16 protein-coding genes are annotated in these 25,319 nt (G+C 59.9%); 9 read left to right on the top strand and 7 right to left on the bottom strand.

The genetic code is table 11. The features are described 5' to 3' along the window. Positions 1–440 precede the first annotated feature (440 nt). From J3U87_RS03875 to J3U87_RS03865, 3 genes are all read right to left on the bottom strand, one after another. The gene (locus J3U87_RS03875; protein ID WP_237381717.1) at positions 441–1,211 is read right to left on the bottom strand and encodes an RsmE family RNA methyltransferase; all 771 of its coding nucleotides are present in this window, start codon (positions 1,209–1,211) and stop codon (positions 441–443) included. Continuing rightward, positions 1,208–2,050, bottom strand: a complete 843-nt coding sequence (locus tag J3U87_RS03870; RefSeq protein WP_237381716.1) for a 50S ribosomal protein L11 methyltransferase — start codon at positions 2,048–2,050, stop codon at positions 1,208–1,210. The genes J3U87_RS03875 and J3U87_RS03870 overlap by 4 nt, the downstream gene beginning before the upstream one ends. A gap of 213 nt (positions 2,051–2,263) precedes the next feature. Next, complete coding sequence (locus J3U87_RS03865; protein ID WP_237381715.1) at positions 2,264–3,661, bottom strand: HEAT repeat domain-containing protein; 1,398 nt, start codon at positions 3,659–3,661, stop codon at positions 2,264–2,266. Positions 3,662–4,700: 1,039 nt separating this feature from the next. Here J3U87_RS03865 and J3U87_RS03860 point away from each other — a divergent pair. Next, positions 4,701–5,741, top strand: coding sequence for a DUF2169 family type VI secretion system accessory protein (locus J3U87_RS03860; protein WP_237381714.1), 1,041 nt, complete (start codon positions 4,701–4,703; stop codon positions 5,739–5,741). Between the two features lie 540 nt (positions 5,742–6,281). Here the strand turns inward: J3U87_RS03860 and J3U87_RS03855 are convergent. The 3 genes from J3U87_RS03855 to J3U87_RS03845 are packed head-to-tail and all read right to left on the bottom strand — an operon-like array spanning position 6,282 to position 10,163. After that, positions 6,282–7,391, bottom strand: a complete 1,110-nt coding sequence (locus tag J3U87_RS03855) for an ABC transporter ATP-binding protein (protein WP_237381713.1) — start codon at positions 7,389–7,391, stop codon at positions 6,282–6,284. A gap of 12 nt (positions 7,392–7,403) precedes the next feature. Beyond that, positions 7,404–9,065, bottom strand: a complete 1,662-nt coding sequence (locus J3U87_RS03850) for an ABC transporter permease (RefSeq protein WP_237381712.1) — start codon at positions 9,063–9,065, stop codon at positions 7,404–7,406. Between the two features lie 42 nt (positions 9,066–9,107). Continuing rightward, positions 9,108–10,163 carry an extracellular solute-binding protein gene (locus tag J3U87_RS03845; RefSeq protein WP_237381711.1) on the bottom strand — a complete coding sequence of 352 codons (1,056 nt, stop codon included), beginning with the start codon at positions 10,161–10,163 and terminating at the stop codon, positions 9,108–9,110. 451 nt (positions 10,164–10,614) lie between these two features. Here J3U87_RS03845 and J3U87_RS03840 point away from each other — a divergent pair, with 451 nt between their 5' ends. From J3U87_RS03840 to J3U87_RS03825, 4 genes are all read left to right on the top strand, one after another. Then, positions 10,615–11,487, top strand: coding sequence for an SDR family oxidoreductase (locus J3U87_RS03840; RefSeq protein ID WP_237381710.1), 873 nt, complete (start codon positions 10,615–10,617; stop codon positions 11,485–11,487). Between the two features lie 392 nt (positions 11,488–11,879). Next, positions 11,880–12,497, top strand: a complete 618-nt coding sequence (locus J3U87_RS03835; RefSeq protein WP_237381709.1) for a sigma-70 family RNA polymerase sigma factor — start codon at positions 11,880–11,882, stop codon at positions 12,495–12,497. Further along, a complete protein-coding gene (locus J3U87_RS03830) occupies positions 12,487–15,252 on the top strand; it encodes a serine/threonine-protein kinase (RefSeq protein WP_237381708.1) in 2,766 nt (921 codons plus the stop codon). The genes J3U87_RS03835 and J3U87_RS03830 overlap by 11 nt, the downstream gene beginning before the upstream one ends. Positions 15,253–15,910: 658 nt before the next feature. Next, complete coding sequence (locus J3U87_RS03825) at positions 15,911–16,780, top strand: hypothetical protein (RefSeq protein ID WP_237381707.1); 870 nt, start codon at positions 15,911–15,913, stop codon at positions 16,778–16,780. 156 nt (positions 16,781–16,936) lie between these two features. Here the strand turns inward: J3U87_RS03825 and J3U87_RS03820 are convergent, their stop codons facing one another. Beyond that, the gene (locus tag J3U87_RS03820; protein WP_237381706.1) at positions 16,937–18,871 is read right to left on the bottom strand and encodes a peroxidase family protein; all 1,935 of its coding nucleotides are present in this window, start codon (positions 18,869–18,871) and stop codon (positions 16,937–16,939) included. A gap of 454 nt (positions 18,872–19,325) precedes the next feature. Here J3U87_RS03820 and J3U87_RS03815 point away from each other — a divergent pair, with 454 nt between their 5' ends. The 4 genes from J3U87_RS03815 to J3U87_RS03800 all read left to right on the top strand — a co-directional run bounded on the left by J3U87_RS03815 (position 19,326) and on the right by J3U87_RS03800 (position 24,962). Further along, complete coding sequence (locus J3U87_RS03815; RefSeq protein WP_237381705.1) at positions 19,326–20,183, top strand: ExbD/TolR family protein; 858 nt, start codon at positions 19,326–19,328, stop codon at positions 20,181–20,183. Between the two features lie 307 nt (positions 20,184–20,490). Next, positions 20,491–21,477, top strand: a complete 987-nt coding sequence (locus tag J3U87_RS03810; RefSeq protein ID WP_237381704.1) for a cysteine synthase A — start codon at positions 20,491–20,493, stop codon at positions 21,475–21,477. Positions 21,478–21,829: 352 nt separating this feature from the next. Next, positions 21,830–22,618 (top strand): DUF3050 domain-containing protein, encoded by a 789-nt coding sequence (locus J3U87_RS03805; protein ID WP_237381703.1) that lies wholly within the window; start codon positions 21,830–21,832, stop codon positions 22,616–22,618. 424 nt (positions 22,619–23,042) lie between these two features. After that, a complete protein-coding gene (locus J3U87_RS03800; protein ID WP_237381702.1) occupies positions 23,043–24,962 on the top strand; it encodes a chemotaxis protein CheA in 1,920 nt (639 codons plus the stop codon). Positions 24,963–25,319 lie beyond the last annotated feature (357 nt).

The raw sequence follows: 25,319 nt of genomic DNA, 5'->3' as shown, positions 1-25,319 counted from the left end.
CCGAACATTCGGCGTTTGCTGCATTCACTCTATAAAGCTAAAAACTCAAACAACTTACAACAAACCCTATTTCACTCTGTGACCTCTCTCGAAACAAACTTGCACGAAGTGCCCGAATGCCGAGAGTTTCATCGTGCCCGGTAGGGGCATCAGGGGCGGTAAGCCCGCCGGCTGAACTTGCCGAAGTGATTCATGCGAGGAGTCCCCGCATGCTTTGAGAGTCGGCGCGGCAGTAGGTTGGCCGGCCCGGCCGACACTTCGAAGCGATCAAGGCTGCGAATATACGGAACACCAAAGAGCGAAGCTTCAATAAAAGCAGGGCTTCGGAATGTGCGACCAGCGGTCGCACCTACCTGGCACGACGACCTTCTCAGGCAGCCGGGACCACCATGTTGGCTCGCTTCGCGCTGTTTCTTTCTCGTAATCTAGCGGGTTCGCGTCTAGCTGATCACGGCGTTTTCCCCGGGGACTTGCAGCGCATGGCCGATGTCGCCGAAACGGGACTGGGCCCAATAGCAGGCGCCGATGACCGCCGTCTCCGTGCGTAGAATGCGTGGCCCCATGTCGGTCGGTCGGGCTCCGGCTTCCGCCGCCCGCTGTACCTCGTCCTCCGAAAAGCCGCCTTCCGGCCCGATCCAAAGCGCGACATGGTCGAGTTTTTCCGGCAGGGCCTCGGTCCCCGCCCCCGATCGAATGGGATGAAACAGCAGGCTGAAAGCCCCGGATTCGGTCATGGTGGTGCAGGCTTCTTCCCAATCGCGAGCCGGGGTGATGACCGGCAAGACCAGACGCCCGCATTGTTTGAGCGACTGAAGGGCGATGGTCTGCAACCGGCCCTGGTACTTCGCGGGATCCTTCTTCATGCGACCGCCATATCGTGTGGGCACCCAGATGAGCCGGGTCACACCCAATTGCACCAGGCCGGGTAGGCAATCGTCGAGGGTCGAGATTTGGACCGGAAGCGCCAAGACGACGGTCAACTGCAGAGGCGACTCGCGGCTCGCTTCCAAACGTTCCACGATGCGGATTTCCGCGTCGCGTTTCCGGACCGATTCGAGCTCGCCGATCGCCAAACCACCTTTGCCGTCGATGACCTCGATGCGTTCGCCCGCACTGGCGCGCCGCACGGAGAGCAGATGACGCAGTTCCTCGCGATCGGGCTCCAGCAATTCGCCGACGTCCGGCAATTGCGGGGACCAGATCCGTTTCACGATATCCTCGCGGCCAGCATGACCCACTCGCCCAATCCGGTGTGGCGGTAGATATCGAAGCCCAAATCGTGTAGCTGAGCTTCGGCTTCCTCTTTTTGTTCCAACAGGATGCCCGAGCTGATCAAGTGCCCCTTGGGTTTCAGCAATCCCTTGCACAGGGGCCAGACCTCGCGCAACACGTTCAGGGTGATGTTGGCGAGAACGACGTCGTAGGAGCCCGACGCCAGCGAGAAATCGTCGAGGGTTCCGATCGACAGCTCGATACGGCGGCTCTCGTTGATGCGCAGGTGATGGGCCATGTTCTCGGCACAATCGGGATCGGCGTCGAATCCGAACACCTCGGCGGCGCCCAGCTTTTCGGCCGCGATCGACAGGATCCCGGTGCCGCAGCCGATATCGAGCACGCGTGCCCGCTCGAACGGAATGGTCTCCATGTGTTCCAACACGAGGCGCGTGGTTTCGTGTTGTCCGGTTCCGAAAGCCTGACCGGGATAGATCCAAATGGTGTCGTCGTCGGCGGGCAGGTCCTCCCACTCGCCGACCAGTCGGAATCGCCCCGCTTGAAGGGGCGTGAAGTTTTCGCGCCACTGGACCTGCCAGTTCTTCTCGTCGACTTCACTGGTGGCGGCGGGCGGTACCTCGCCGGGCCAGGAGCGAGCCGCTTCTTCGAGGCGCGCGTGAAAGGAAACGTCGTCCAGCTCCTCGTACATGGCCTCGAGGCTGCGGTCGGGGTGACCGGGAGGTTTGCTGGAAACCGAACTGGCGCCATCGGCCCAAAGCCACTGCTCGGCGTAATCTTCTTGTTCGGGTAGATGGACGAAAAGCGTCACCCGTTTCATGGAAAATCCTCGCTTCATGGATGATATCGGAAAGGGTCGGCGATAAAGGAATCGAGTTGGGTCTCTGGCGAAACTCTAACTGTAGCACGACCCGTTACCGGAGAGCCAGGGACGGGTCGCGTCGCCGAAAGGCGATCGGGCGGGTTCGACCGGAACAGCCATTGGCCGCCAAGCCCCGGGCCGTCCGCCAGCATCCTCGTTCGAAACGCGAAGTTACAGCTTGCTTTTCAAGTGGGCCAGGTAATGGCGCTGGTGACTGGTCCACCAATCCGGCTCGAAAGCTTGGCCGGGGCCGAATCCCTGTAGGCGAGCCAACTCGCGCAATGCCCGGCACCGCTCTCGAAGGCGCGTTTCCGGTGCCTCGATTTCGGCGAGAATGGCCGTCGCTCCGTACGCATGCCCGTGACGATAGCGGCGATCCGCCTCGAATTGTCCCTCGTGCGACTGCCACCAGGCACGCCAGGCGTCCGCGTCAACGGTCAGTTCCTCGATCCAGCGGCCCCGCAGTTCGTCCGCTTCGGCGGACGTTTCGCCGCTCGATTCGGTCGTACCCTCCGAATCGCCGTCGTCCAAATCATCGATGCCGCCCATTGTTTCCACCGGCGGTTCGTCTTCGTCCCAGTCGTCGTCTTCCGCAACCCATCGCTTGGTTTTCAAGTCGGCGCCGGTAATCAGGTGAAGCGCTCGGGCGACGTGGATGGCGTGATCCGGTTCGCCTTCCAATTGGGCGAGTAGGTGGGGCACCGCCTGCGCATAACCCCAAACCCCCAACGAAAGCCAGATATCTCGCTCGCCGCCGTCCGCGGCACAGGCCGATTCAAGGTAATCGCAATCCTCGAACCGGCCTTCGATGGCGACCAACTCCGTCAATGCGGCGTCGGTGGCGGCCCCGCTTTGCTGCATTTGGCGCACGTGTCCGGCCGGCAAAGACGAACCGAGCAGGCTCAAGCCTCGAGCGAGAGATCGGCTGGCCCGCCAGTTTTTCGTTTTGAACGCCTGAGCCAGCGATTGAGCCAGCACGGGCTGAAGATCGACCAATCCCAACTTCCCCGCGCTCAACCCGGCCTCCGCGACCACCGCGAGATCTTCGTCGCGGAGCATCGTCTCCAGCAGGTCGGCCATCTCGGCGCGACGATACCCGATAAATTGGGCCACTCTGGACCTCATCGCCGGATTCGGCGATTGCGCCCATTGGCGCAGCAGTGGTTCCAACAACTCGAGCGCGGAGGCCTCCAAGCCCCGAAACAGCGCTTCGATCAAGGGTTCCTGGGCGGCATCCTCCTCGTGAAATCGCTCGGCCAATTCGGACAGGGTTTCCATGCCGCGGGGAAAATGAGGCAACAGCCACACACCGGCGCGGACCCTTTCTTCCTCCGCACGTCCGGCAGCCGCTTTGGCCAGATCGAATCCCACATCGCCCTGAGCGACGACCGCGGCCACTTTGTTCCACAATCGCCCCTCCAATTCACCGACCTCCGTCCAGTGGATTTCGGGATCTCGAAACTGCATGTCGCGATGCTCGAGGAGCCATTCGATTTCTTCCATGTGGTCGGCGACCAGGTCTTTACGGAACGAAACGGCGTCGGGATGGTTTCCCAGTGTTTGCAGCATGTGAAGGTCCTGTTCAAAAAGAAAGTGGGTTGCGTTGTTGTCGGAGCCCATCCAGAAACGGAAAAACCGAGGCTGCCAAGCTGGTTCGCCAGGATGGGCACGGTATCAGCCCTCAGATGTCAGGTCTCATCAAGACTTTTATCACCAGTCAATTAGCTGAAACCTGACACCCAACTGCCGATTCCGGTTTGTACTTGGGGTCCGGCCGACTCGGGGCAATCATTTAAAAAACCCTGTTTCTGGATAGGCACTGGCGAGAAGGCGTGCATCACCAATCCCTGGTTGAGATCCACATCCTAACGCCAGAGGTAGCGGAATGTGAGGCGATTGTTGGAATCCGTGATGCGCGAGACAAAGCGGGCGAAAAGGCTGATGACCATTGAGAAAAAATCGAAACCAAGCGTGTTTGCGAAGCACGCACAAGCGCAGAAAAACCAACTCGAATGCTGGCCAATCGCGATTCATCGCTTCCGGAATAAGATATACAAAGCCGAAAAATCACCAAGGAGAGGTAAAACAAAAGTAACTTCAACACCGGGTGTGAGCAAAGCCACAAACAACAGGCTTGACCACGGGGTTTCGTTCCACTTTGACTTCAAAACAAGGTATAAAAGGTATGCCTTTTTGGGATGCGTGTGTCAACGAAACGATTTGTCCTATTTGTTTATAGAATTCTCTCACTCTCACCGATTTCCGTCGCCCTATCTGCGGAACGGCCTCACCCAAAAGTTGTGCAAGCACTCTTCCCCGATCTTGTCGGTATCATGCTCGTCGCCAAACCCTCCCCCTCTTCGGTTCGGGTGATGAGGTTCATGGAACTCGAGGATGGGGACCCTTCAATTGCCCAGTGATCCCAGCGCCCTGTTCGGACGTGTTCCGCACGGTCTCGATCGACACGCCTCGATTTGGCGGATGACCGCCCTTTCAATGCAAACCTCTCCAAAGAAAGTCATTGGACGTGTTGGATCGCTTTACCACGGGTACACCGAAGCTCGAAACGCTTCGGAGTACCGAACCAAAAAACCCTTAGGAAGCCCCCATGTCCCAAATAGAAAACTACACGCCCTACGCCCTGGAACGCTTGTTGACGGCCGATAAGGACGGCCGCGAATTTGTCACGGCGGTCGTCTCCGCCACCTTTCACCTGCCCAAACCCGGCCTGGTCCACGTGGGTCCTTTGACAGCCCTGGCCGAGCAGCCGCCCATCGCTCTGGAAGAGACATACGCCGGCGAGCCGGGACAGAGCAGCCTGCTCGTGGACACCCAAAGCCTCATCGGTCGACCCGGTACCGACATCGCCCTGAACGGTAAAGCACGCACGCCCGGCAGGAAACCCCAGCGCCAGTGCGATACTTCGGTCCGTGTGGGCACCATCGAAAAAAGCGTGCGCGTCTTCGGAAACCGCGTCTGGACCAGCGGCATGTTGGGCTTGAAGCCCAGCGATCCCGAATTTTTCACCGAATTTCCCCTCTCCTACGAATGCGCCTTCGGCGGCTCGGCCGTGCCCGACGCCCATGGGATGGCACCTTTCGAAGAGCGTAACCCGGTAGGCGTCGGCTTCTACGGCAGCCGGCGCGAGGCGCTGGACAAGCCACTCCCGAACTTGGAAGATCCTCGCGATTTGATCGACCGGGTTCGCGATCGACCCCGACCGGCCGGGTACGGTCTCGTGGCCCGTATGTGGATGCCGCGCCGCCAACTTTCGGGTACCTTCGACGAGCGTTGGCAACGAGAACGCGCCCCCCTCTGGCCGGAAGACCTGGACCCGCGTTTCTTCCATGCGGCCCACCCCGATTTGATCACCCCAAAGCCGTTGGCAGGCAACGAACCGGTTCACCTGCGCGGCTTCGCCCACGAAGGCGATTTCCTTTTCGAGCTTCCCAATATCCAACTGTCCTGTGGTTGTACCTTCCGCGGCACCCACGAGTGCGAGCGCATGGTGCTCGACGGCCTCTACATCGACACCGAGGCCCGCACCCTGACCATGACCTGGCGTGCAAGCTTTGCCGCCATGGGTCGCGTGCTCGATTGGCGCAGGTTGCGCGTACGCCAGTTGGAAACTTGGGAACTGGCCGCGTAAACGCTGTAGGTGACCGCCAACGCACCATGGACATCTCGGTGGCGTCGGTTGCTGGGCCGTCAAGGTGTCCGCCGGGGTACGAGGGCCGGGCCTCCAGATATCCGGTTTATGGTTCTCCTTGGGTCTCTACCCCGCTGTTTACCCGAGGGCCCACCTCAACGTGATTGAAGCTCAGTTCCCGGTCTCGATCGTGTTTCGTGTGGGGGTTTTGGGCTTCGCTCTTTTTGGGTAATCCGCTGTTGTTGCTTGGGTTACTTCGATTGGTGGAGCAGGCTGCTCCACCTACTGGCACCGCGCCCCTCTCGCGATGCGGGGACTTTTGGCTTCTCGGCTTCGGTTGGGGTTGCGGGCGAGGGTTTTGGGCTTCGCTCTTTTTGGGTAATCCGCTGTTGTTGCTTGGGTTGCTTCGATTGGTGGAGCAGGCTGCTCCACCTACCGGCACCGCGTCCCTCTCGCGATGCGGGGACTTTTGGCATCTCGGCTTTGGTGGGGGGGGGTTGCGGGCACTCCCAGCTACTGGTGCCTGCGGTCTTGGTGAGCTTACTTCGGGGTGGCCTCGGTCCGCTTTGCGAAGATTCGGGATGGCGGCGTCGTCAGTCTCAATCGCACTTCCTCACCCACGCGCAACGTTTCTTTGAAGTAAACTTCGATCTCCTGCTCGGGCCACTCTTGGTACGCCGCCAGCCGCACTCGGTACAGAGATCCGGTTCCGCGGTAGTCGACGTCCAGCACCGAGCCCACCACGTCGGATTCCGCCACCAAGGACCACTCATCGGGACGTACCAATACTTCCAGCTCGCCTTCCAGCTCGCGTGCCGCAGGCGCCGGCCACTCCCCCGCCGGGCCGTGGAGCCGATTCCCCTCGCGGCGCACCGGTAGGAAGACTCCCTCACCGATGAAGCCCGCCACCACGCGGGATGCCGGCCGATCGTACAGCGATCGCGCATCGCCGTATTGCTCCAGCCGCCCTCGGTGCATCAAGGCGATGCGGTCCGCCATCGCGAAGGCCTCCTGCTGATCGTGGGTCACCAGCACGGCCGTCATCCCGTTGGCCTTGAGCAGGGCGCGCACATCGCGGCTCAGTTTGCGCCGCAGGTCGGAATCCAAGGCGGAGAAGGGCTCGTCCAGCAGAATCAAACCCGGCTCGGGCGCCATGGCTCGCGCCAGGGCGGCTCGTTGTCGCTGCCCGCCGGAAAGCTGATGCGGCCACTTGCGCGCATGGGCCTCCAAATCCACCATGGCCAATAATTCGCGCACCCGTGCTCGGCGACGCTCGCGGTCGAACCGCTGCAGACCGAAACCCACGTTGTCCGCGATGGTTTTATGGGGGAACAGGGCCGCATCCTGGAAAACCATGCCGACGCCGCGCTTCTCGGGCGGCAGGGCGAAACCGGCGCGACCCACCAACTGCCCAGCCAGGTAGACCTCGCCGGCACTGACGGCCTCGAAACCGGCGACGATGCGCAGCGCCGTGGTTTTCCCGCAACCGCTCGAGCCCAACAGGCACGCGATCTCCCCCCGCGACACGGCCACGTTCAGATTTCGCAGGACCGGAGTCCCGGCTACATAGTGGTGGCAAACATCGCGCATCACCAGCGCGTCATCGTTATCCACACCCGAGTTGGTCGCACCGGCGTCGGATCCACTCATCTGCACTCCTCGTCATTCATGATCGGCCGCCACCTGTCGCGCGCCATCATCTTTTTCCCGGTTCCCGACCCACATCAGCATGGCGACCGGAATCAGTCCGGTCAGAACCAGCATCGAGGCGGGCAAAGCGGCGCGTTCGTAGTGGCCCTCGGAGGTGAGTTCGAAAATGCGCACCGCCAGGGTATCCCAACCGAAGGGGCGCGTCATCAAGGTGATGGGCATTTCCTTCATGACGTCGATGATCACGATCAAACAGGCGGTCAACAGACCATTGCGCAGCAGTGGAAGGTGGATGCGCCGCAAGATCGCCAGTCGCGAGTAACCCAGACTGCGCGCGGATTCGTCCATGTTGGGTCGAATCCGCTGCATGGCCGATTGAATGGGCTGGTAGGCCACCGCCAGAAAACGGACCAGGTACGCCGCCAACACGATGATCACGGTGCCGTTGATCAGGGTTTGGGGTTCCCAACGGGTATGGGTCGTGATCCAGGTGTAGAGACGGTCGTCCAGCCAGACCAGGGGAATGTAGACACCCACCGCCAACACCGATCCCGGTAAGGCATATCCCATCGTCGCCAGCGCCACCAGGCCGCCCATCCAACGATGCCGTTTCAAACGCGGGGCGTAGGCCAGCAACGTGGCGGTCACACCCAACAACAGCGCCGCGAGGAAGCCCAGGAACAGCGTGTGCCCCAGCCATTCCCAGTAATCGCCGCGCAACTCGGTGGAAAGAGTCTGGGCCAGCCAATAAAGCAGGTGCAGCAACGGGAACCCGAAACCAAGCGCCAAGACCGTGGCGAACAGGCCGGACAGGGCCCATCCCCGCCAACCGTGCAACCGGAACGGCGCCATCTGCCGATCGCTCTGGGAAACCTGGTAGAAGCGTTTACGGTGTTGAAAGTACTTTTCCAACAACAGCAATCCCAAGGTCGCCAGCACCAGCATACTGGCCAGTTGGGCGGCGGTCTCCAGTGAAAAAAAGCCAAACCAGGCCTTGTAGATCGCGGTCGTGAAGGTGTCGTAATTGAAAATCGAGACCGTGCCGAAATCGGAGAGGGTTTCCATGCCTGCGAGCAACAGCCCACTGGCGATCCAGGGTCGGGCCATGGGGAGAACGACCTTGAAGAAGGCACGGCCGGGCGTGTAGCCGAACACGCGAGCCACCTCGAGCGCGCGACGCCCCTGCTGCTCGAAGGCCCCACGGGCCAACATGAAGACGTAGGGGTAAAAGGCCAGAGTCATGACGAACATCAGGCCGCCCCCGGATTGCGGATTGGGAAACCAGGCGGGCTTTTCGCCCAGCAGATCGGCCAACAACCCCTGGACGGGCCCCGCCACATCCAGAATGTCGATCCACACGTAGCCCAGCACATAGGTGGGAAATGCGAACGGCAGAATCATGGCCCAGCGGAACCAGGCTCGACCCGGAAAGTCGAAGGCCGCGACCAGCCAGGCCAGCCCCACGCCCAACAGGGCCGTTCCCGAGAGGACCCCCAGCGTCAAGAACACCGTGTTCCCGATCAGCCGGCCCAGTACGTGTTCCGACATATGGGCCCAGTGGTCGTCCCCTGGCAACAAAAGATGGTAGAGGACCACCGCGATCGGACCCGTGACGAAGGCACAGATCGCAATCAGCAGGGTGGTCCAGCCGTCGGGCAGGTAGGTTCGCTTCATGACACGTGGGCGGCGCCGAACCGAAACGCGAACACGAAACCGTTAACGGTAGCCAGCGCGGTCCATCAGGCGAATCGCTTCGGCCTGCAACTCGCCGGCCTTGGCCAGGTTCATGTCGCTCTGCTTGAAGTCACCCCAGGAGGCCACCTCGGAGGCGAGCTTGGCTTGCGGCACCACGGGGTATTCCATATTGCTGTTGGCGAAAAGCTCCTGGGCCTCCCTGCCCGCCAACCACTCGAGTAATTTGAGCGCGGCCTGTTCGTGTTTGACGTGGGCCGTCATCGCCGCACCAGAAATGTTTACGTGCACGCCGGCACCTTGCTGGTCGGGCCAGAAGAGCTTCAGGGGAAGGTCGGGATTTTTCTTCATCAACCGCCCAAAATAGTAGGAATTGACGATGCCGACGGCGCCCACGCCCTCGCCGAGCGCTTCCAGGAGCTTGGTGTCGCTGGAGAACACCGGCGCGGCCAGGTTGTCGACCCAACCTTCCACGATCGTCTGGGTCTTTTCGGCGCCGTTCTGTGCGATCAGCATCGCCACGAGCGATTGGTTGTAGACCTTTTTGCTGGTACGCAACAGCAGCTTGCCCTTCCACTTGGGATTGGCCAGGTCCGCGTAGCCGACCAACGCTTCGGGTTTGACCTTTTCGGTATTGTAAACCAGGGTCCGGGCGCGAACCGAGAATCCGAACCATTGGTTCTCGGGATCGCGCAGGTGGTTGGGCACGGCGCGATTGAGAACGGATGAAGAGACGGGCTTCAACAAACCCATTTTCTTGGCTTGCCACAGGTTGCCGGCATCGACGGTCAACAGGATGTCGGCCGGGGAGCGGCGCCCCTCGCTCTTCAGGCGTTGAAGGAGCGGTCCAGCCTTGTCCGTGTGGGTCACCACCTCGATGCCGGTTTCGGTTTGAAACCGATCGAAAATGGGTTTGATCAAGTGCTCGTTGCGCGAAGAATAGACGACCACGCGGTCTTCCTTCTGGGCGAGGACAGGCCAGGCGGCCATGGTGAATCCCGCAACCAGGAGTGACATCAACGAAACGAAGCGACGAACGCCATGGCCGGCACGGCCATCAACGAATGGGAAACCTGTCATGTCATGAACATCCTTATCCGTTTTTATGGGGAGGTGTGAGCAATCCAAGTTACCGGAAAACGAAGGCAACCGACCGGGGCTCAATGAGATTGCGGCCAGTATCACCCACCGCTTTCGCAGGCGCAACCGATAAATCCCATCACCCGAAGGAAGAAGCGGTCGACCGAGCGAGACACCGCCCGAAGCGCCGGTATTTTGCGCGACGAGCCTGACGCAGCGCCCCATATCCATGTCGAGCGGCATCGGGATTCGGGCCGGGGCGAGAGACCCCGTGCAGCCGGTACACCGAAACCAGGGGCCGAAAACGCGAAGCCGTCCCCCGCTACCCGAGCGACCCCGACCATTGGCGAAGCAGCGAGCGACGAAACAATGAACATCGATTCATCCACAAACGGCGATTTGGGGTACTCTTGGGGCTACCGTTCTACCTACCATCGATCGAGGAGACTTCATGTCCACGACATCATCCATTCAAACCATCTTCCGCGACCATCTTTTTGCGGGAAAATCCGCCTTGATCACGGGTGGTGGCACCGGCATCGGCCTGCGCTGTGCCCGCGAGCTGGCGCGCCTCGGCGCCAAGGTCGTGCTCGCCGGCCGCACCCGGGAAAAGCTGGAACAGGCAGTGGCCGGCATTTCGGAGCAGGGCGGAGAGGCCCATGCGGTGGTCTGCAACATTCGCGAAGCCGAAGACATCGAGTCGGGCATCGCCGAGTCGATTCGCCTCATGGGTGGTCTGGATTTACTGGTCAACAATGCCGGCGGCCAATTCCCCTCCCCCGCCGAAGACATTCCGCGCAAAGGTTGGAACGCCGTCATCGACACCAACCTCACCGGCACCTTTTTCACGACGCAGGAGGCGTTCCGACAACACATGCGGTCCCATGGCGGCGCGGTGGTCAACATCATCGCCGACATGTGGCAGGGCTTCCCGATGATGGCCCACACCGGCGCGGCACGGGCCGGGGTGGACAACCTCACCAAAACCCTGGCCAACGAGTGGGGACGACACGGGATCCGCATCAACGCCGTCGCCCCGGGCATCATCGAGACCAGCGGCCTGGAACGCTACGATCCCATGGTTCGCCCCTTCATCGAAGAGGCCGCCAAAAACAACCAGACCCGCCGCATGGGCACGGAAGCCGAGGTCGCCGCGGCCGTCACCTTCCTGCTCTCCCCGGCCGCCAGCTACATTACCGGCGTCACCCTGCGCGTGGACGGCGGCCAGTCCATCTTCCACCCGCTGTGCCCGCCTCAGGGCGACGGCAAGATGCCGGTTTTCGAGGACACCTTCGACAGGGTCCAGGACGGCTCGGTTCCGTGAGGACGGTCGATCGGGCCTTCCCGGCATGACCCGACGCCGCGGTGCAAGGGTCCCCGACCCTCCGGTATCGGGTCGCCGCCGCGCGGCCTTGGGGCGATCCGACGCCAACGAACCGGAATCTCCGTCCTGGACCACCGTTCACTACGCCCGCAAATCCAACCGACCAAAGAAAACTTCATTGTTGGACGGGCCCAAGTTAGTCAATATGTCCCAGAGCCGGCGCAAAACTCATGTATAATGGGAAAGACCATTGATCCAGGCTAACCATGTATATTCATGAATAATTGACCGCAAATCGTAAATTTCGGAACCGGAAGGTGCGGGCGGTGACCAGGGTTGGTTTGTAAGATTGTCCTTTCATCAAGAGCTTTGCCAGGAACATTGGTGGCGATATGACCGAACACGCCCCGAGTGTTGATCATAAAAGCATCACCTCCCTTCTCAAAAAGTGGCAGGACGGTTGTGATGGGTCGGAAGAGGCCCTTCTGCGACTCGTCTATGCCGAGCTGAAAAAAATTTCCAGCGCGTTCCTGAAACGCGAGAAGGGCCATATCTCCCTCCAAACGACCGAGTTGGTCAACGAGGCCTACATTCGCCTCATGGGTACGCGTGAAATCCGATGGGAAGACAGAGCACACTATTTCGGAATCGCTGCCAAGGTGATGCGCCAACTCATAAGCGACCACCTGCGCACCAAGAACGCCCAAAAGCGCGGTGGCGGCGAACCGCCGTTGGTCCTCGAAGAGGATCTGCACGGCGTCACGGAGGATCGGCGTCACATCAACCTGCAGGACCTGGACATGGCCTTGCGCGAACTCGACGAGATGGATCCTCGCAAATGCAAGATCGTGGAACTCCGCTACTTCGCGGGGCTCTCGATCGAAGATACGGGGAAGGTGCTCTCCATTTCCCCTGCAACGGTGAAGCGCGAATGGAATGTCGCCAAAGCGTGGTTGTACCGCTACATGACCGGTCATTCCATACCTGGCGAAGGCAATCGTGAAACTTGAGAAGGAACCGACGGAAACCAAGTTAGGCGGCGAAGCCGAGATCCAATCCGAGCAGGAAAGCAGGGCCGAACAAGCCGCGCGCACCGGTCGCTGGGAAGAGATCCAAGAGGCCTTCGCCATGGTCAGCGACCTGGAGCCCCACCAACGCCAGGCGGCGCTGGAGCAATTCACCGCGGACAAAAAATGGCTTCGCGACGAAGTGGCCTCGCTGCTGAATTTCCACGATGCTTCCGGCGATTTCCTGGAAGTTCCCGCCATCGAGCAGTTCCCCATCCAGCACCGCCTGATCCGCAAGCGGGAAGAGGAACCGCCCGTGCCCGGCCAGATCGGTCCCTACCGCGTGCTGGACCTCGTGGGTCGCGGCGGCATGGGTTCGGTCTACGTCGTCGAACAGGAAACGCCGGTGAAGCGCATCGTGGCGTTGAAGGTGATCAATGCCGGCAGCGACGAAGGCACCCTGATCGAGCGCTTCGACTACGAACATCGAGCGCTGGCATTGATGGATCACCACAACATCGCGCACGTCTACGATGTGGGTTCCTGGGAGAATCGCCCCTATTTCACGATGGAGTACGTCCCGGGCGAGGATTTTACCGATTACTGCAATTCGCAGAAACTGACGGTCGCCGAGCGGCTGCACCTCTTCATCGAGGTCTGCGATGGTGTCAAACACGCGCACGGCCGCGGCATCATTCACCGGGATCTCAAGCCCTCCAACATCCTGGTCAAAAAAGAGGGCGATTCGCCGGTGCCCAAGATCATCGATTTCGGGATCGCCAAAATCCTGAATCAAAGCAACAACCCGGACACCCAGACCCACGCCACCACCCAGGGCATCGTGTTGGGCACGCCGGCATACATGAGTTTCGAACAAATCGAGAGCGGCGAGGTGGACGTCACCTGCGACGTGTACGCATTGGGCGTGTTGCTGTACGAATTGCTCACCGGCGTGCTGCCCTTCGACGACGCGCTCTACCACGGCAACCCCCTCGAAGTCCTCTACCGCTTGCGCAACGAGGAACCGCCGGCCCCCAGCGCCCGGGTGGCGAATTTGGGCGAAAAGGCGACACACCTGGCCCAAGCCCGCCAAACGGATCGCCGCACGCTGGTGCGCATGCTGCGCGGCGACCTGGATTGGATCATCTGCAAAGCGATCGAGAAAGAGCGCAGCATGCGCTACGGTTCGGTCACCGATCTGACCAAGGACCTCTATCGTTACCTGGAGAACAAGCCGGTCGAAGCGGGACCCACACGCACCCTGTACATCATCAAGAAATTCATTCGTCGCCATCGCCCGCTGGTGGCGACCAGTATTTTTCTGGCGGTGGTTTCGGCCATCTCGACGGTCTCGGTGTTGCGCAGCATTCGCCAGGAGATGGCGTTTCAGAAAGCGCTCCTGACAGAGGCCGACAACGTGGAAAGCGCCTGGGACTTCGTGACCGACCTGATCGACAACGTAGATCCGAAAAGTGAATACTACGGCCGCGACCTAACCCAGGGATTCGAAGAAAATTTCTCTCCCGGCAAACTGCAACCCGGCGCGGCATTCCGTCTCCACCGCACACTCGGCATCATGCTCAGCAATCGAGGAGAGCATCAACGGGCCCTGGAACACTTCACGCGGGCGCGTGCCATTTCCTCGGAGCTGCCCAATATCGACCAGCGCGACCGGTTGAAACAAGATTTCAACTACGCCCAGGAGCTGATGCTGTTGCTTCGCGACGATCAGGCCGAGAAGCAGTTTCGCCAGACCTTCGCGGACCAGGCGGCACTGCTGGGTCCGCGGGATGCCGACACCCTGCGGACGGCCCGCGGGTTGGCCGACAGCATCGCCAACCAGTCGCGTCTCGAGGAGGCGATCACCCTGTACGAACAGGTGGCCCGCGATCAGGCCGAGGTTCAGGGAGACCACGCCGACGACACCCTGGACACGATAAACAACCTGGCCAATGCCTACCTGCACACCCGGGGACAGAAAGAGAAAGCCGAAGCTCTCTTCAGGCAAAACCTGGGCGCCCGGCGGGATCTGCACCCGCCCGATCACCCCCACGTCCTGAGTGCCCACCACGGTTTGGCGATGGCGATTTACGAGAATCGGCACAGCGAAGACCTCGAAGCCCGCCTGGCCGAGGCGGAGGCCCACGCCAAGGCCGCGTTCGAGGGTCGCGTGGACCGCCTCGGCATGTCCCATCCCCACACCCTGATTTCCGGCAGCCTGCTGGCGATGATCTGCAACAAACAAGGCCGACGCGATGAGGCCTTGGCGCTCTATGCGTCCGTCATCGACGAATCGAACCAGCACAATTACCTTTGGCAAAAGCAGATTTTAAATGCGGTCAACAATTACGCCAACGCGCTCAAAGAGGCCGGCCAACTAGAGAAGGCTCTGGCCCAAAAACATTTCGAGAACGAGTTGAGGCGCAAATCCGGCCTGGAAAACGATTTTTATTTCTGGTTTTCGCGCATCACCGAAGCGGAAATACTAATACTCCAGCAAAAATATCGCGACACGCTGCCGCTTTTAACAAATCTCATTGGTTATTTCGAACAATCAGACAATAAGTATGCCCCCCACTTACTGGCACATTGCCAGGCTTTGGAAGGTGCAGTGCACTGCCACCTCGGCGACAAGGATTCCGCCAAACGACTATTTAGCGAAAGTTTGGCTTATTTTGAAAAAACCAACCACAGCCCGCCCAAAGAAGCCGCCGAAAGTATAGGCAATTGCGCACCGGGCGTCAATCGGACTCCGTAGAGGCCAAACCCCAACCGCCTCGGTTGACACGCTATGAAAAACAAAATGTAAATATCTTGATTTATTTATTTTACACCTCCATTGCCTTCCTCGTTCATCCCGCCTGGGAAAGATTCCATTTTTTGATGAGCTTTTTCATTCGCATTTTTCGAATGCTAAAGTGAAGGCAAACACAAAGTTTTTTGATTAGTAGGATATCCGTTTATCCGAAGTGCGTCTTCGGCAAACAAGCATCCCTAACAAAAGACGAGGTAAGAATCAAGTGATAGTGACGCATATTATGCGTCCCGGCCAAGTTGCGTCTCGATTCAGATATCTCTGTAGCTACTGATACAAAAGTAAATCAGATAGCCAGAAACTATGCGTGCCAAAAACGAGGAAGATCCGCTTTCCAACGGACATGCCATCGTTAACGGCATTCGTATGTCTAAATCCAGACCACTACCGCATTATCACCTGAAGAAAACCATAGTAATGCCTTCGATTCAAAATCAAGGAGACATTTACTATGTTTCAGGGGAATCATTCCAATCCCGGTTCGTTCCCGACCACGAGAAGGCGCCTGGAGGAATGTATCGCGCTCCTCGTCCTCTGTTGGTTTTCGGCCACAATGGCTTGGGGGGCAACACCCGAGAATCCATCCTCGCTTTCGAAGAAGGTGGATTCACCGGAATCCGGCAAGGCTCAAAAGGCCGCCAACACATCGGCCACGGGGCACACTATCGAAATTCCGGTCACCACCAGTGACACCATCGAGATCCCGGTCACCACCGGTGACACCATCGAGATCCCGGTCACCACCGGTGACACCATCGAGATTCCGGTCACCACCGGTGACACCATCGAGATTCCGGTCACCACCGGTGACACCATCGAGATTCCGGTCACCACCGGTGACACCATCGAGATTCCGGTCACCACCGGAGACACTCTCGAAAGCGATTCATCGAACCAAGAAACCGCGGTCGCGTCAGCGCGCGGCCAAAACCCCCTGGTTGCGAACCGGGTCGATCCGCTCACGGGCCATCGTTACCTGGTCGGCAATTTTGGGGCGTCCTTTTCTCTCGACGGGTTTTTATTGGAGCACCGCGGTCAATCGGATGTGTTCCTACTGAAATTCGACGAAGAGAAACGCCTTCAATGGGCTGTCTCGTGGGGAGGTCCGGCTGCGGATGCGGCTGTCGCGCTCCACATCGACGAGCACGGTCAGGTCGTGGTTGCGGGTCACTTCGAGGACCGCATTCACTTCGGTCATCGCGTTCTGAAAAGCGATGGTAACCGCGACATTTTCTTCGCCGGTGTCGATCCGGACGGGAACGTGGCCTGGCTGCGACGTCTGGGTGGCACGGGGGACGATCTCGTCCTCGATGTCCTATCCGACAGCGACGGCGGTTGGGTCGTGCGGGGTGGCCTTGGATACTACCTGCACATCGAAGACACCCATCCGCTGAAGCACGAAACCAGTCGGCTCTTCGACGCGGCCTTCGACGAGGGTGGGCACTTGAAGTGGCTGGAAATGCGGGATTGAGCTTCGACCATTAGAGACGGCTAGACGCGGAGGTCGTGGGTCCCGCCCCCGACTTCCGCATTTCGCCGTGTCATGGTCCGCAAGTGGGGCATGAACGGAAAGAACCGATGTACCGCCCCAGAGGGACGGTACATCGGGAGAGAACACTCGGTTGAATCAGCGCTGGCCCGGGACGCGGAATACGTTGCGCTGCAGTTCGTCGCCGATATCGGTATTGCGGCGGATGATGTCGGAGAGTCGCGAATTCTCCACCAGGCGACGCTCGTTGCGATCGAGGACACGGGTGTACCAGTAGCGATCGCCATCGCGCAAAGCCTCGAACTGATCGCGGATCACGGTCGCGAACAGCGGGCCCAAAAGCGCGCCGGGCAGTTGATCTTCGGCCAGCCCGCCGACCCAGACATCCACCTGTTCGACGTCGTCGTAGACCGCGGCAAGCCGTGCCTGCCGCTCGGCGTCTTGGGTTATGTCGGCGAAGGATTGGGCCGGTGCCAGGTTCATGGCCCGACGGGCGTCGTTGTAACTGGGCAGGCCGTGGTCACGACCGCGCTGGATGTTGAGCGAAGCCAGGTCGAAGCCCCCGGCGCCCGGAGGACCGAACAGGAAGTTGCGCACGTCGTCGATCACGAAGGTGTCGATGTTCTGGCAGGCCTGCTTGGCCAAACCGCGCAGGATCGGTTCGATCCCACCTTCGTCGGTCAGGCGCTGTGGCGCGAAGAAGGCATTGCGCAGCGACAGATGCCCTTCGGCAATCTCCTCGCCGGCGGCGTCCAGGCGCAGCACGGTGGCGTTCAGGGCGCTGTGCCCGAAACGGTAGGCCGCGGTGGAGAAGCAGTTGGCGATGGCGGCGTTGACGTCGGGCCGATAGCCCTGGTAGGGTCTCGGCCCGTGTTCGCCCAGCAGGACCGGCAGGAATTCGCGATAGGTAATCGCCTGCATCATGGCGCCCACCAGACGCCGAGCCCGCTGGTAGACTTCTTCACCGCTCAACTCGGGATTGCGTGTCCTGATCTCTTCGGCGAGGCGGTTGTGTTCCCGTACGAAGAGGGTGTGCATGGCCGCGAGCCCGGCCTGCTCGTTGGCGCGCACGTCGCCGGCGAGAAACAGGTTGGGACTGCTGCCACCGGCGTTGGGCAGGCCTTCGGTGTTGAAGGGCAACAGGTCGCCGGCGCTGGTCTCGAGCTTGCCGGTTCCGTCGTTGGTGCGCAGGCCGTGGGCGCGCTCCTCATCGGAACCGTAGACGTTGGAAGCGTCGATCCAGGCGGTGATCTCGTTCTTCTGTTGGCGCGGATTGGCCGAATCCTGACCCGTGGAGGCGTCGTAGATCGATCGGTTGAAGGACATGACGGCCGTGCCGGTACCCGTGGGATCGAAAAACGGATCGCCGGTGGGAATGGGAATCTCGGCGGGCTCGGGTGGATCGGCGCCGTCGGTCAGGTCGATGTCGTGATCGAGGAATTGGCCCCACTGCCACAGGTAATCCGAAGCGCCCACGGGGTTGGGCACGCTGTCGCTTTGGGCGCACACCGCGTTGGAGATGGCGCGCGGTCCGGGACGATCCTCACCGGCCATGGCGGAGATGCCGTCGCTGTAGGCGGGCGCCATCAGACGATACAATTGGGTTTCGGCGGCGCCCATGGCGGGCGCGTTGGGGTTGTTGCCGGTACCGTCGTAACTGCGGAACCCGATAGCGGGGCCATCATTGCCGTTACCGCCGGGGCCACCATCGTCGTTGCCGCCACCGCCGGGGCCGCCATTTCCATTGCCGCCATCGGGACCGCCCCCGTTGTTTCCGGGACCTCCGTTTCCATTGCCGCCGGATCCGTCATTGCCGTTGCCGCCGGGCCCGCCATTGCCGTTACCGCCAGGTCCACCATTGCCGCCACGGCCTGCTTGGGTGGCTGGAACCGCCGCATTTGCCTGCGGGTCCGGATTTCCAGATCTGGGACGGTCCTTGCGCTCGATACCGCGCACGGGCGAAACCTCGGTGGGTTCGTGATTGGGATTGGGTTGAGGATCTTCTTGGCCCAAAGCGACTGAGGACCAGAAGAAGAGCCCCGCCAACGCGAGCAGAGCAAAATGGGTCTTCATCTAAGACACTCCTAAACGTGAAGAGTAGAACTCGAGATGAGCAATCCCCGGGATGAAATGAATGTCTTGGAAAAAGAAAAAAGGGGGGTGATATCCGGGCGAGCCCTCATGGCTCGGCTCCGGCCGTGGCGATCCCGGGAAATTCAGCCGCATCACATGTGTGGTCAATGTCTCAACAGACTTTGTAGGAATTGTGGAGAAGTTGCGTTCTCGGTTTTTTAGATCCAACAGATGTGACCGGAGCGACACAACCCCAAAAACCCAAACAAAGAGCGTAAGAGGCGACGCCGCTCGCGCCTCTGCACCCCGCTTCTGGAGCCCGGCCTTCTTTTTTCGCTGTGATCCTCTCGTTTTGCAGGCATAATGAGAGTGGGCCTGCCACCGGGACAACTTTTCGTTCGCCCGGTCACATTGCCTGTGCCGCCTCGCCGGTTCGGGTACCTGGGAGGCAATCATGATTCACGCTCGCGAACATCGCTGGGAACGTCTTCTCGCTCGAGCGGCCAAACTCGAACTGGACCGCCTCGCTTTTTGTTTGACCCCACTTTCCGTGCTGACCAAGGTCGCGCCGCTCTGGGGTTGTTTCGGCGCCGCGCTGATTCTGCTGGAAACGATGGCCGGCATGCACAAGCTGACCCCGCCGGAGTACCTACCCGTCATGTTGACGCGCGCGATCACGGCGTTTGCGATCGGCGTCGTGGTAGGTGGAGCCGCGTGGTTGGCCCATCGATGGCTTCGATACAAGGTGGGAGAAATGGAGCGCCAGTTGACGTCGACCACTCGCGAACTGGGCTTGCTCCTGCCTACCCTGGCCGGTCCCGAAAAGAAACCGGCCGAAGCCGAGCCCACGACTTCCACAACGGGGCGCGGCACCTTTTCGCATAGCTTTTCCAAGAAGGCCTTGGCGCCCACCAAGCCCGGTCTCCTGTTCACGTTTCAGATGTTCACGATTTGTTCGCTGTGCCTCTACCTCGGAACCTTCGCCGAATGCACCCATACCCACGGCCCCAACCTGTGGTACCAGCCATTGCACTCGGCGGTCTGGCTCGGTTCGGAACCCACCGCCATGCGAATCTTCCTCACGAAGGATCACGCCTACAAGGTGGGCGATCCCACTTCTCCACCCGTGTACATCACCGAGGAAGACCTGTTTCGGGAAATCGCCAACTGGCCACACATCGGGATCGACAGTTGTCTGATCTACGCGGATCGAGAGGCCAAATACGGGAAGATCCAGCACCTCTTGGCGGCCATGCGCGAGGCGGGACTGCGGCGGGTGCAATTCATGGAGCGGATCGGCATCGCGCCCTAGCCCGCATCTCTCCCAAAATGCGTGCCGCGAAGACGAAACCTCGCGAGAAGTGAGGACCAGCATCCCGGCTCCCGACTCCCGAGCGGGGCGCGGGGATCACCGGACCGTTCATCCCCAGGAGCCCCAAACCGTGTTAGAGTATGGGCCACTCACCGTTTGGGGACTGCTCCGTGAGGGGCCACATTCGAGCGCGTAAGCCCTTGAGTCTCCGGTGTTTCGCAGCCATCTCCCACTGGGGGGACGGCCTCGCGAAACCGCCGGCCCGGGGCCATTCGCGCCAACATCGAGCCGTTGGAGGCATCGCGACATGATACGCGCAGAAAGTGTTTGGGAAAGTGTCGGCAACACGCCCCTCATCCGCATCAAGTCCCTTTCGGAACGAACGGGCTGTGACATCTACGGGAAGGCGGAGTTCCTGAACCCGGGCGGCAGCATCAAGGATCGCGCCGCCAAGGGCATGATCCAGAAGGCGGAAGCGGATGGACGGCTCGAACTCGGCGGGGTGATCGTGGAAGGCACGGCCGGCAACACGGGCATCGGTTTGGCGACCCTGGCCGCGGAGCGCGGTTACCGCGTCATCATCACCATGCCCAACAACCAAGCCAAGGAAAAGTACCAGATGCTGGAGGCGATCGGCGCCGAGGTCCGCGCGGTTCCCCCCTGCCCCTTCGCCAACCCGAACCACTTCTATCACCAGGCCAAACGCATCGCGGAGGAGATGCCCGGCGCGGTGTGGGCCGATCAGTTCGAGAATACGGCCAACGCCCAGTTCCACTACGACACCACCGGCCCCGAAATCCTCCAGCAGTTGGATGGCCAGGTGGATGTGTTGGTCGCGGCCAGCGGTACGGGTGGCACCATCGGCGGCACCAGTACCTATTTAAAGGAACACAAGCCCGATACCACCATCATCGTGACCGACCCCGAGGGCTCCGGCACTCACGACTACATCAAGACCGGTGCATTCACCGGCGAGGGCGGCAGCGTTACGGAAGGCATCGGCATCAAACGATTGACCGCCAATTTCGCGCGCGCGGTGGTGGACGACGCGCTGCGGATCACGGACCGCCAGATGATCGACACGCTTTTCCACGTGGCCCGTCACGACGGCCTGTTTTTGGGCACCTCTTCGGCACTGAACCTCTACGGAGCCTACGCCATGGCCCGTCGCTACCAGGGCAGCGGCAAAAAAATCGTCACGTTTCTGTGCGACCACGGTTCGCGCTATGCATCGAAAGTCCTGGACAAAGACTGGTTAACCGAAAAGGACTTGCACCCTCGCCTGCTGGAGTGAGCCCGGACATAGCGACACTTCCATTTTGAAAGTCGCGGTTCCCCATTTTGAAAAGATTGTGTCAACCTACGGGAAAAGGCTGTCAGGACAGGTTTTTCGCGATAGAATAGCGCGCCGTGGCGCAAAACGGTCGCCTACGAACCAGGCTTTTTCCAGCCATCGACACAGACCGGCCCACCGTAGGACCTAAAGTTTGGACAGATAAAATCCTAGACAGATCCAGGTCAAAAAATAAGGCTCGTGCACCCGGTAACCGATGCCATGATGACGGTGGCCGCGGACGCCACCCAGACTCCGATCACGGGATCTCCCGTGACCCAATACGACTCATCATGGAAAGGACAACCAGAACGTGACCTCGATTGGACACCTTGAAACACGCATCGAAAGCCGCCGCCGGCGCCTGAAACAGCACCCGCTCTACCGCCGCATCCAAACCGCACGAGACGTGCGTATCTTCATGGAACACCACGTGTTCGCGGTTTGGGACTTCATGTGCCTCCTGAAAAAACTCCAGCGGGCTCTGACCTGTACCCACCTGCCCTGGGTACCGCGCGGCAATCCCAAAGTCCGGCGGTTCATCAACCAGATCGTGTTGGAAGAAGAATCGGACCAGCTCGACGACGGCCGGGTGCTGAGTCATTTCGAGCTCTACCGCCTGGCCATGGAACAGAGCGGCGCCGACCTCCGGAACATCGATCTGTTCCTGGTGGCGCAGCATTCGGGCGTGCCGGCACCGCAGGCCTTGCGCGAGGCCGGGGTTCCCGAAGCGGCGGCCCGCTTCGTGGCGTCGACCTTGGACCTGATCGAGGAGGGTCGGGTAGCGGCGATTGCGGCGGCCTTCACTTTTGGCCGCGAAGAAGTGATCCCCCACATGTTCCGCGCGCTGGTGGACGACTTGAACCAACAGTTCCCCGGCCAGTTCGCGACCCTCAAGTTGTATTTGGAACGCCACATCGAGCTGGACGGCGACAGCCACGCCCACCTGGCCGAGACCATGGTTCGCGAAATCTGTGGGGATGACCCGTTGCTTTGGGAACAGGCGGAATCCGCCGCGGTCCGCGCACTGGACAGCCGCATCGAGCTCTGGGACGGTGTGGTCGCACGCCTTCAGCACAGCGCGAAACTCCAGTTGGCCTGATCGAAGAAGACCCCCGAACGCCGTTCCAACCCAGGAAAACCGCCAGGTGGTCGAGAATGCCGGGTGGTTGGGGACGGGTGGACCCACGCCACAGAGAACGATGGCAATGCACGGCGCAGCGGGTGAAGCAACTTAGCGATTGCGCAAGGCGACTTCGGCGAATCGAACACTGCGAAGGGCGTCAATGTTTCAGGATAACTACAGAAATACTTCAAATCGGCTATCCACATGCAAAATAGCATTTGCATTTTAGATTGACAAAAATTACTTTTTCTAAAAACATATTTATCATAGATATACAACATCGATTCAAGTATTCATCCACTCGAGCCATGAAGGAATCTCTCGACCCCTAGGGAAATCTTTGTCGATCGCCCCATGGATGGTCGGGGAGTCGGATTCAACTTGTGCAGAGGGGAGTTGTATGAATGACACCGAAATCCTGACGGAGTTTTTGGCGGAATCGGCAGACATTCTTTCGGATCTGAACACCCAACTACTCGATTTTGGCGATCTACTGGACTCGGGCTCCCATCACGAATCCATCAATACCATTCACGGCCTGTTTCGGGGATTTCATTCGCTCAAGGGTTCGGCGGTGTACCTGCACTTCGAACAAATGGCCGCCATGACCCATGAGGCGGAATACCTACTGGACCTGTTGCGCAAAGGTAAACTGGAGACCCAGGACAGTCACATCGGCATTCTGCTCGAAACGGTCCACGCCCTGGAGATCCTGATGGAGGACATTCAAACCAAGGGTGAGGAATCCTCGAATCGCAACGATCACGAGGCGTTGCTGCTCAAATTGCGACACAGTCACTCCGCGCCGCAACCCCAAAGCGGCCTCAATGGTACCGCCTCCCACTCCTGGAACGCGCCCGACAATCCGGTACCCTGCAGGGATGTGAATCAGCGAGGTTTCTCGTCCACCGAAGGGGTACCACTCCAAGATCCGCCCGTCCAACGACCCAAAAGCCGGAACCGAGAACCCTCAAAACTCGGCAGTATTTTGGTGGAACAAGGGAAAATCGCCCCGGAGGACCTCGAGGCGGCACTCGAGCAACAATACCGACCCCTGGGTAAGACCTTGATCGACATGGGGGCGATTTCACAGGAGGACCTGCAGGCAGGCCTGGAACAGCAAGCCAAGCCCTCGCCAACCACCAAGAACGTCGTGGCCTCGCAACCGCATCAGGTGAAAGTTCGCGTGAGCCTCGAGAAGATCGGACAACTGGGTAATTTGGTCGGCGAGTTGGCGATCGCCGAAAACGCCATGGTCAACCACCCCTTGATGGCGAAGCGAACCAACGAACCACTGCGGAATTCGGCGGTGCGACTTTCCAACCTGATTCGCGACCTGCACGCGGCGACGTCCCAATTGCGCAGCATTCCAATAGAAACCGCATTCGAGAAAATAAAAACCATCGCACGGGAAACCGCACGAAAACTGGATAAAAAAATCGCGATTCACATGGAGGGAAAGGACATCGAGCTCGATCGCATCATCCTGGAAAAGCTACACACGCCCTTGGTCCACCTGGTGCGGAATTCACTGGATCATGGGATCGAGACCCCGCGACAGCGCATTGCAGCCGGTAAAAACGAAATCGGCACCTTGCTGTGTGCCGCGAGGTTGGAAGGCAACGAAGCGGTGATTCAGATTCGCGACGACGGTGCCGGGATGGATCCGGAGAAAATCCTCGCCAAAGCCCGGCAAAAGGGGATCCTGCCCGATCCACCGCCACAAAGCCGCGAGGAGAAATTGAACCTGATCTTCGAACCCGGGTTTTCCACCCGGGACGACGTGACCGACATCTCCGGACGCGGCGTCGGTATGGACGTCGTGCGACAAGAGATTCAGGCCTTGGACGGCAAGATCGAAATCAGTAGCGCACAGGGTGTCTTTTCCGAGTTCTCCATACGCATTCCCCTTTCCCTCTCGGTGATCGAGGGCATGTTGACGGCCTTGGGGGATCACCAGATGATCGTGCCGTTGACCGCGGTTCGCGAAATCCTCACGACCCCGTCCACCCATCGCGATATCGACGGTTCGCTTTATCTTCATCGCCGTGGTTCGCTGGTTCCCATCTTGGACATTCGAAACCTGTTTCACTTCCAGGAGGAGGTCACCGGAAAGGGTGTCTACATCATCATCGAAACCGAAAGGGGAACCGCGGCCATTCACATCGACAAGATCCTGGGTCTACAAAACACGGTCATTCGAAAGCCCTGCACCTACTTGGGAACGCTGCACGGTATCACCGGTTTTTCCATTCAGAGCGACGGCGCGATCGCCATGGTGCTGAACCCGACCGAACTCGTGGATTCGTGCCTCTCCTGACTTGACGAACGGTCCCTTTTCAACCGACAAACGAAGAAAGATCTCGAAACCGGCCTACCCGACTTTTTCGCCGATCTCGATCCAGCGAAATTCCGGCGTCGAGCGCCGCGAATCGTTTTTCTCCAGATCCCGTGCGCCGGTGTTCGGGAATCCCCGGTTTTCTCACCGGGTTCGTCGGCTTTTCCCAGCTTCCTACGGTAGAATGGGATCAGGTTTTCAACACAGTATCTACTGTTCACGAAAGGGTGTGCACATCCGAATATTTGGACCCGTTCACCGTTCCCAAAAGAACCCGGGCCCGATGGTTAGGGTCCGGTTGTGGTCCGCACCCATCCCAACACTCGATCAGCTCAGGTA

This window comes from Sulfidibacter corallicola, from assembly GCF_017498545.1.
GTDB classification, from domain to species: Bacteria; Acidobacteriota; Holophagae; order Acanthopleuribacterales; family Acanthopleuribacteraceae; genus Sulfidibacter; species Sulfidibacter corallicola.
Note: the sequence above shows the minus strand (reverse complement) of the source record. Positions and strands in the feature narration are given on the sequence as shown.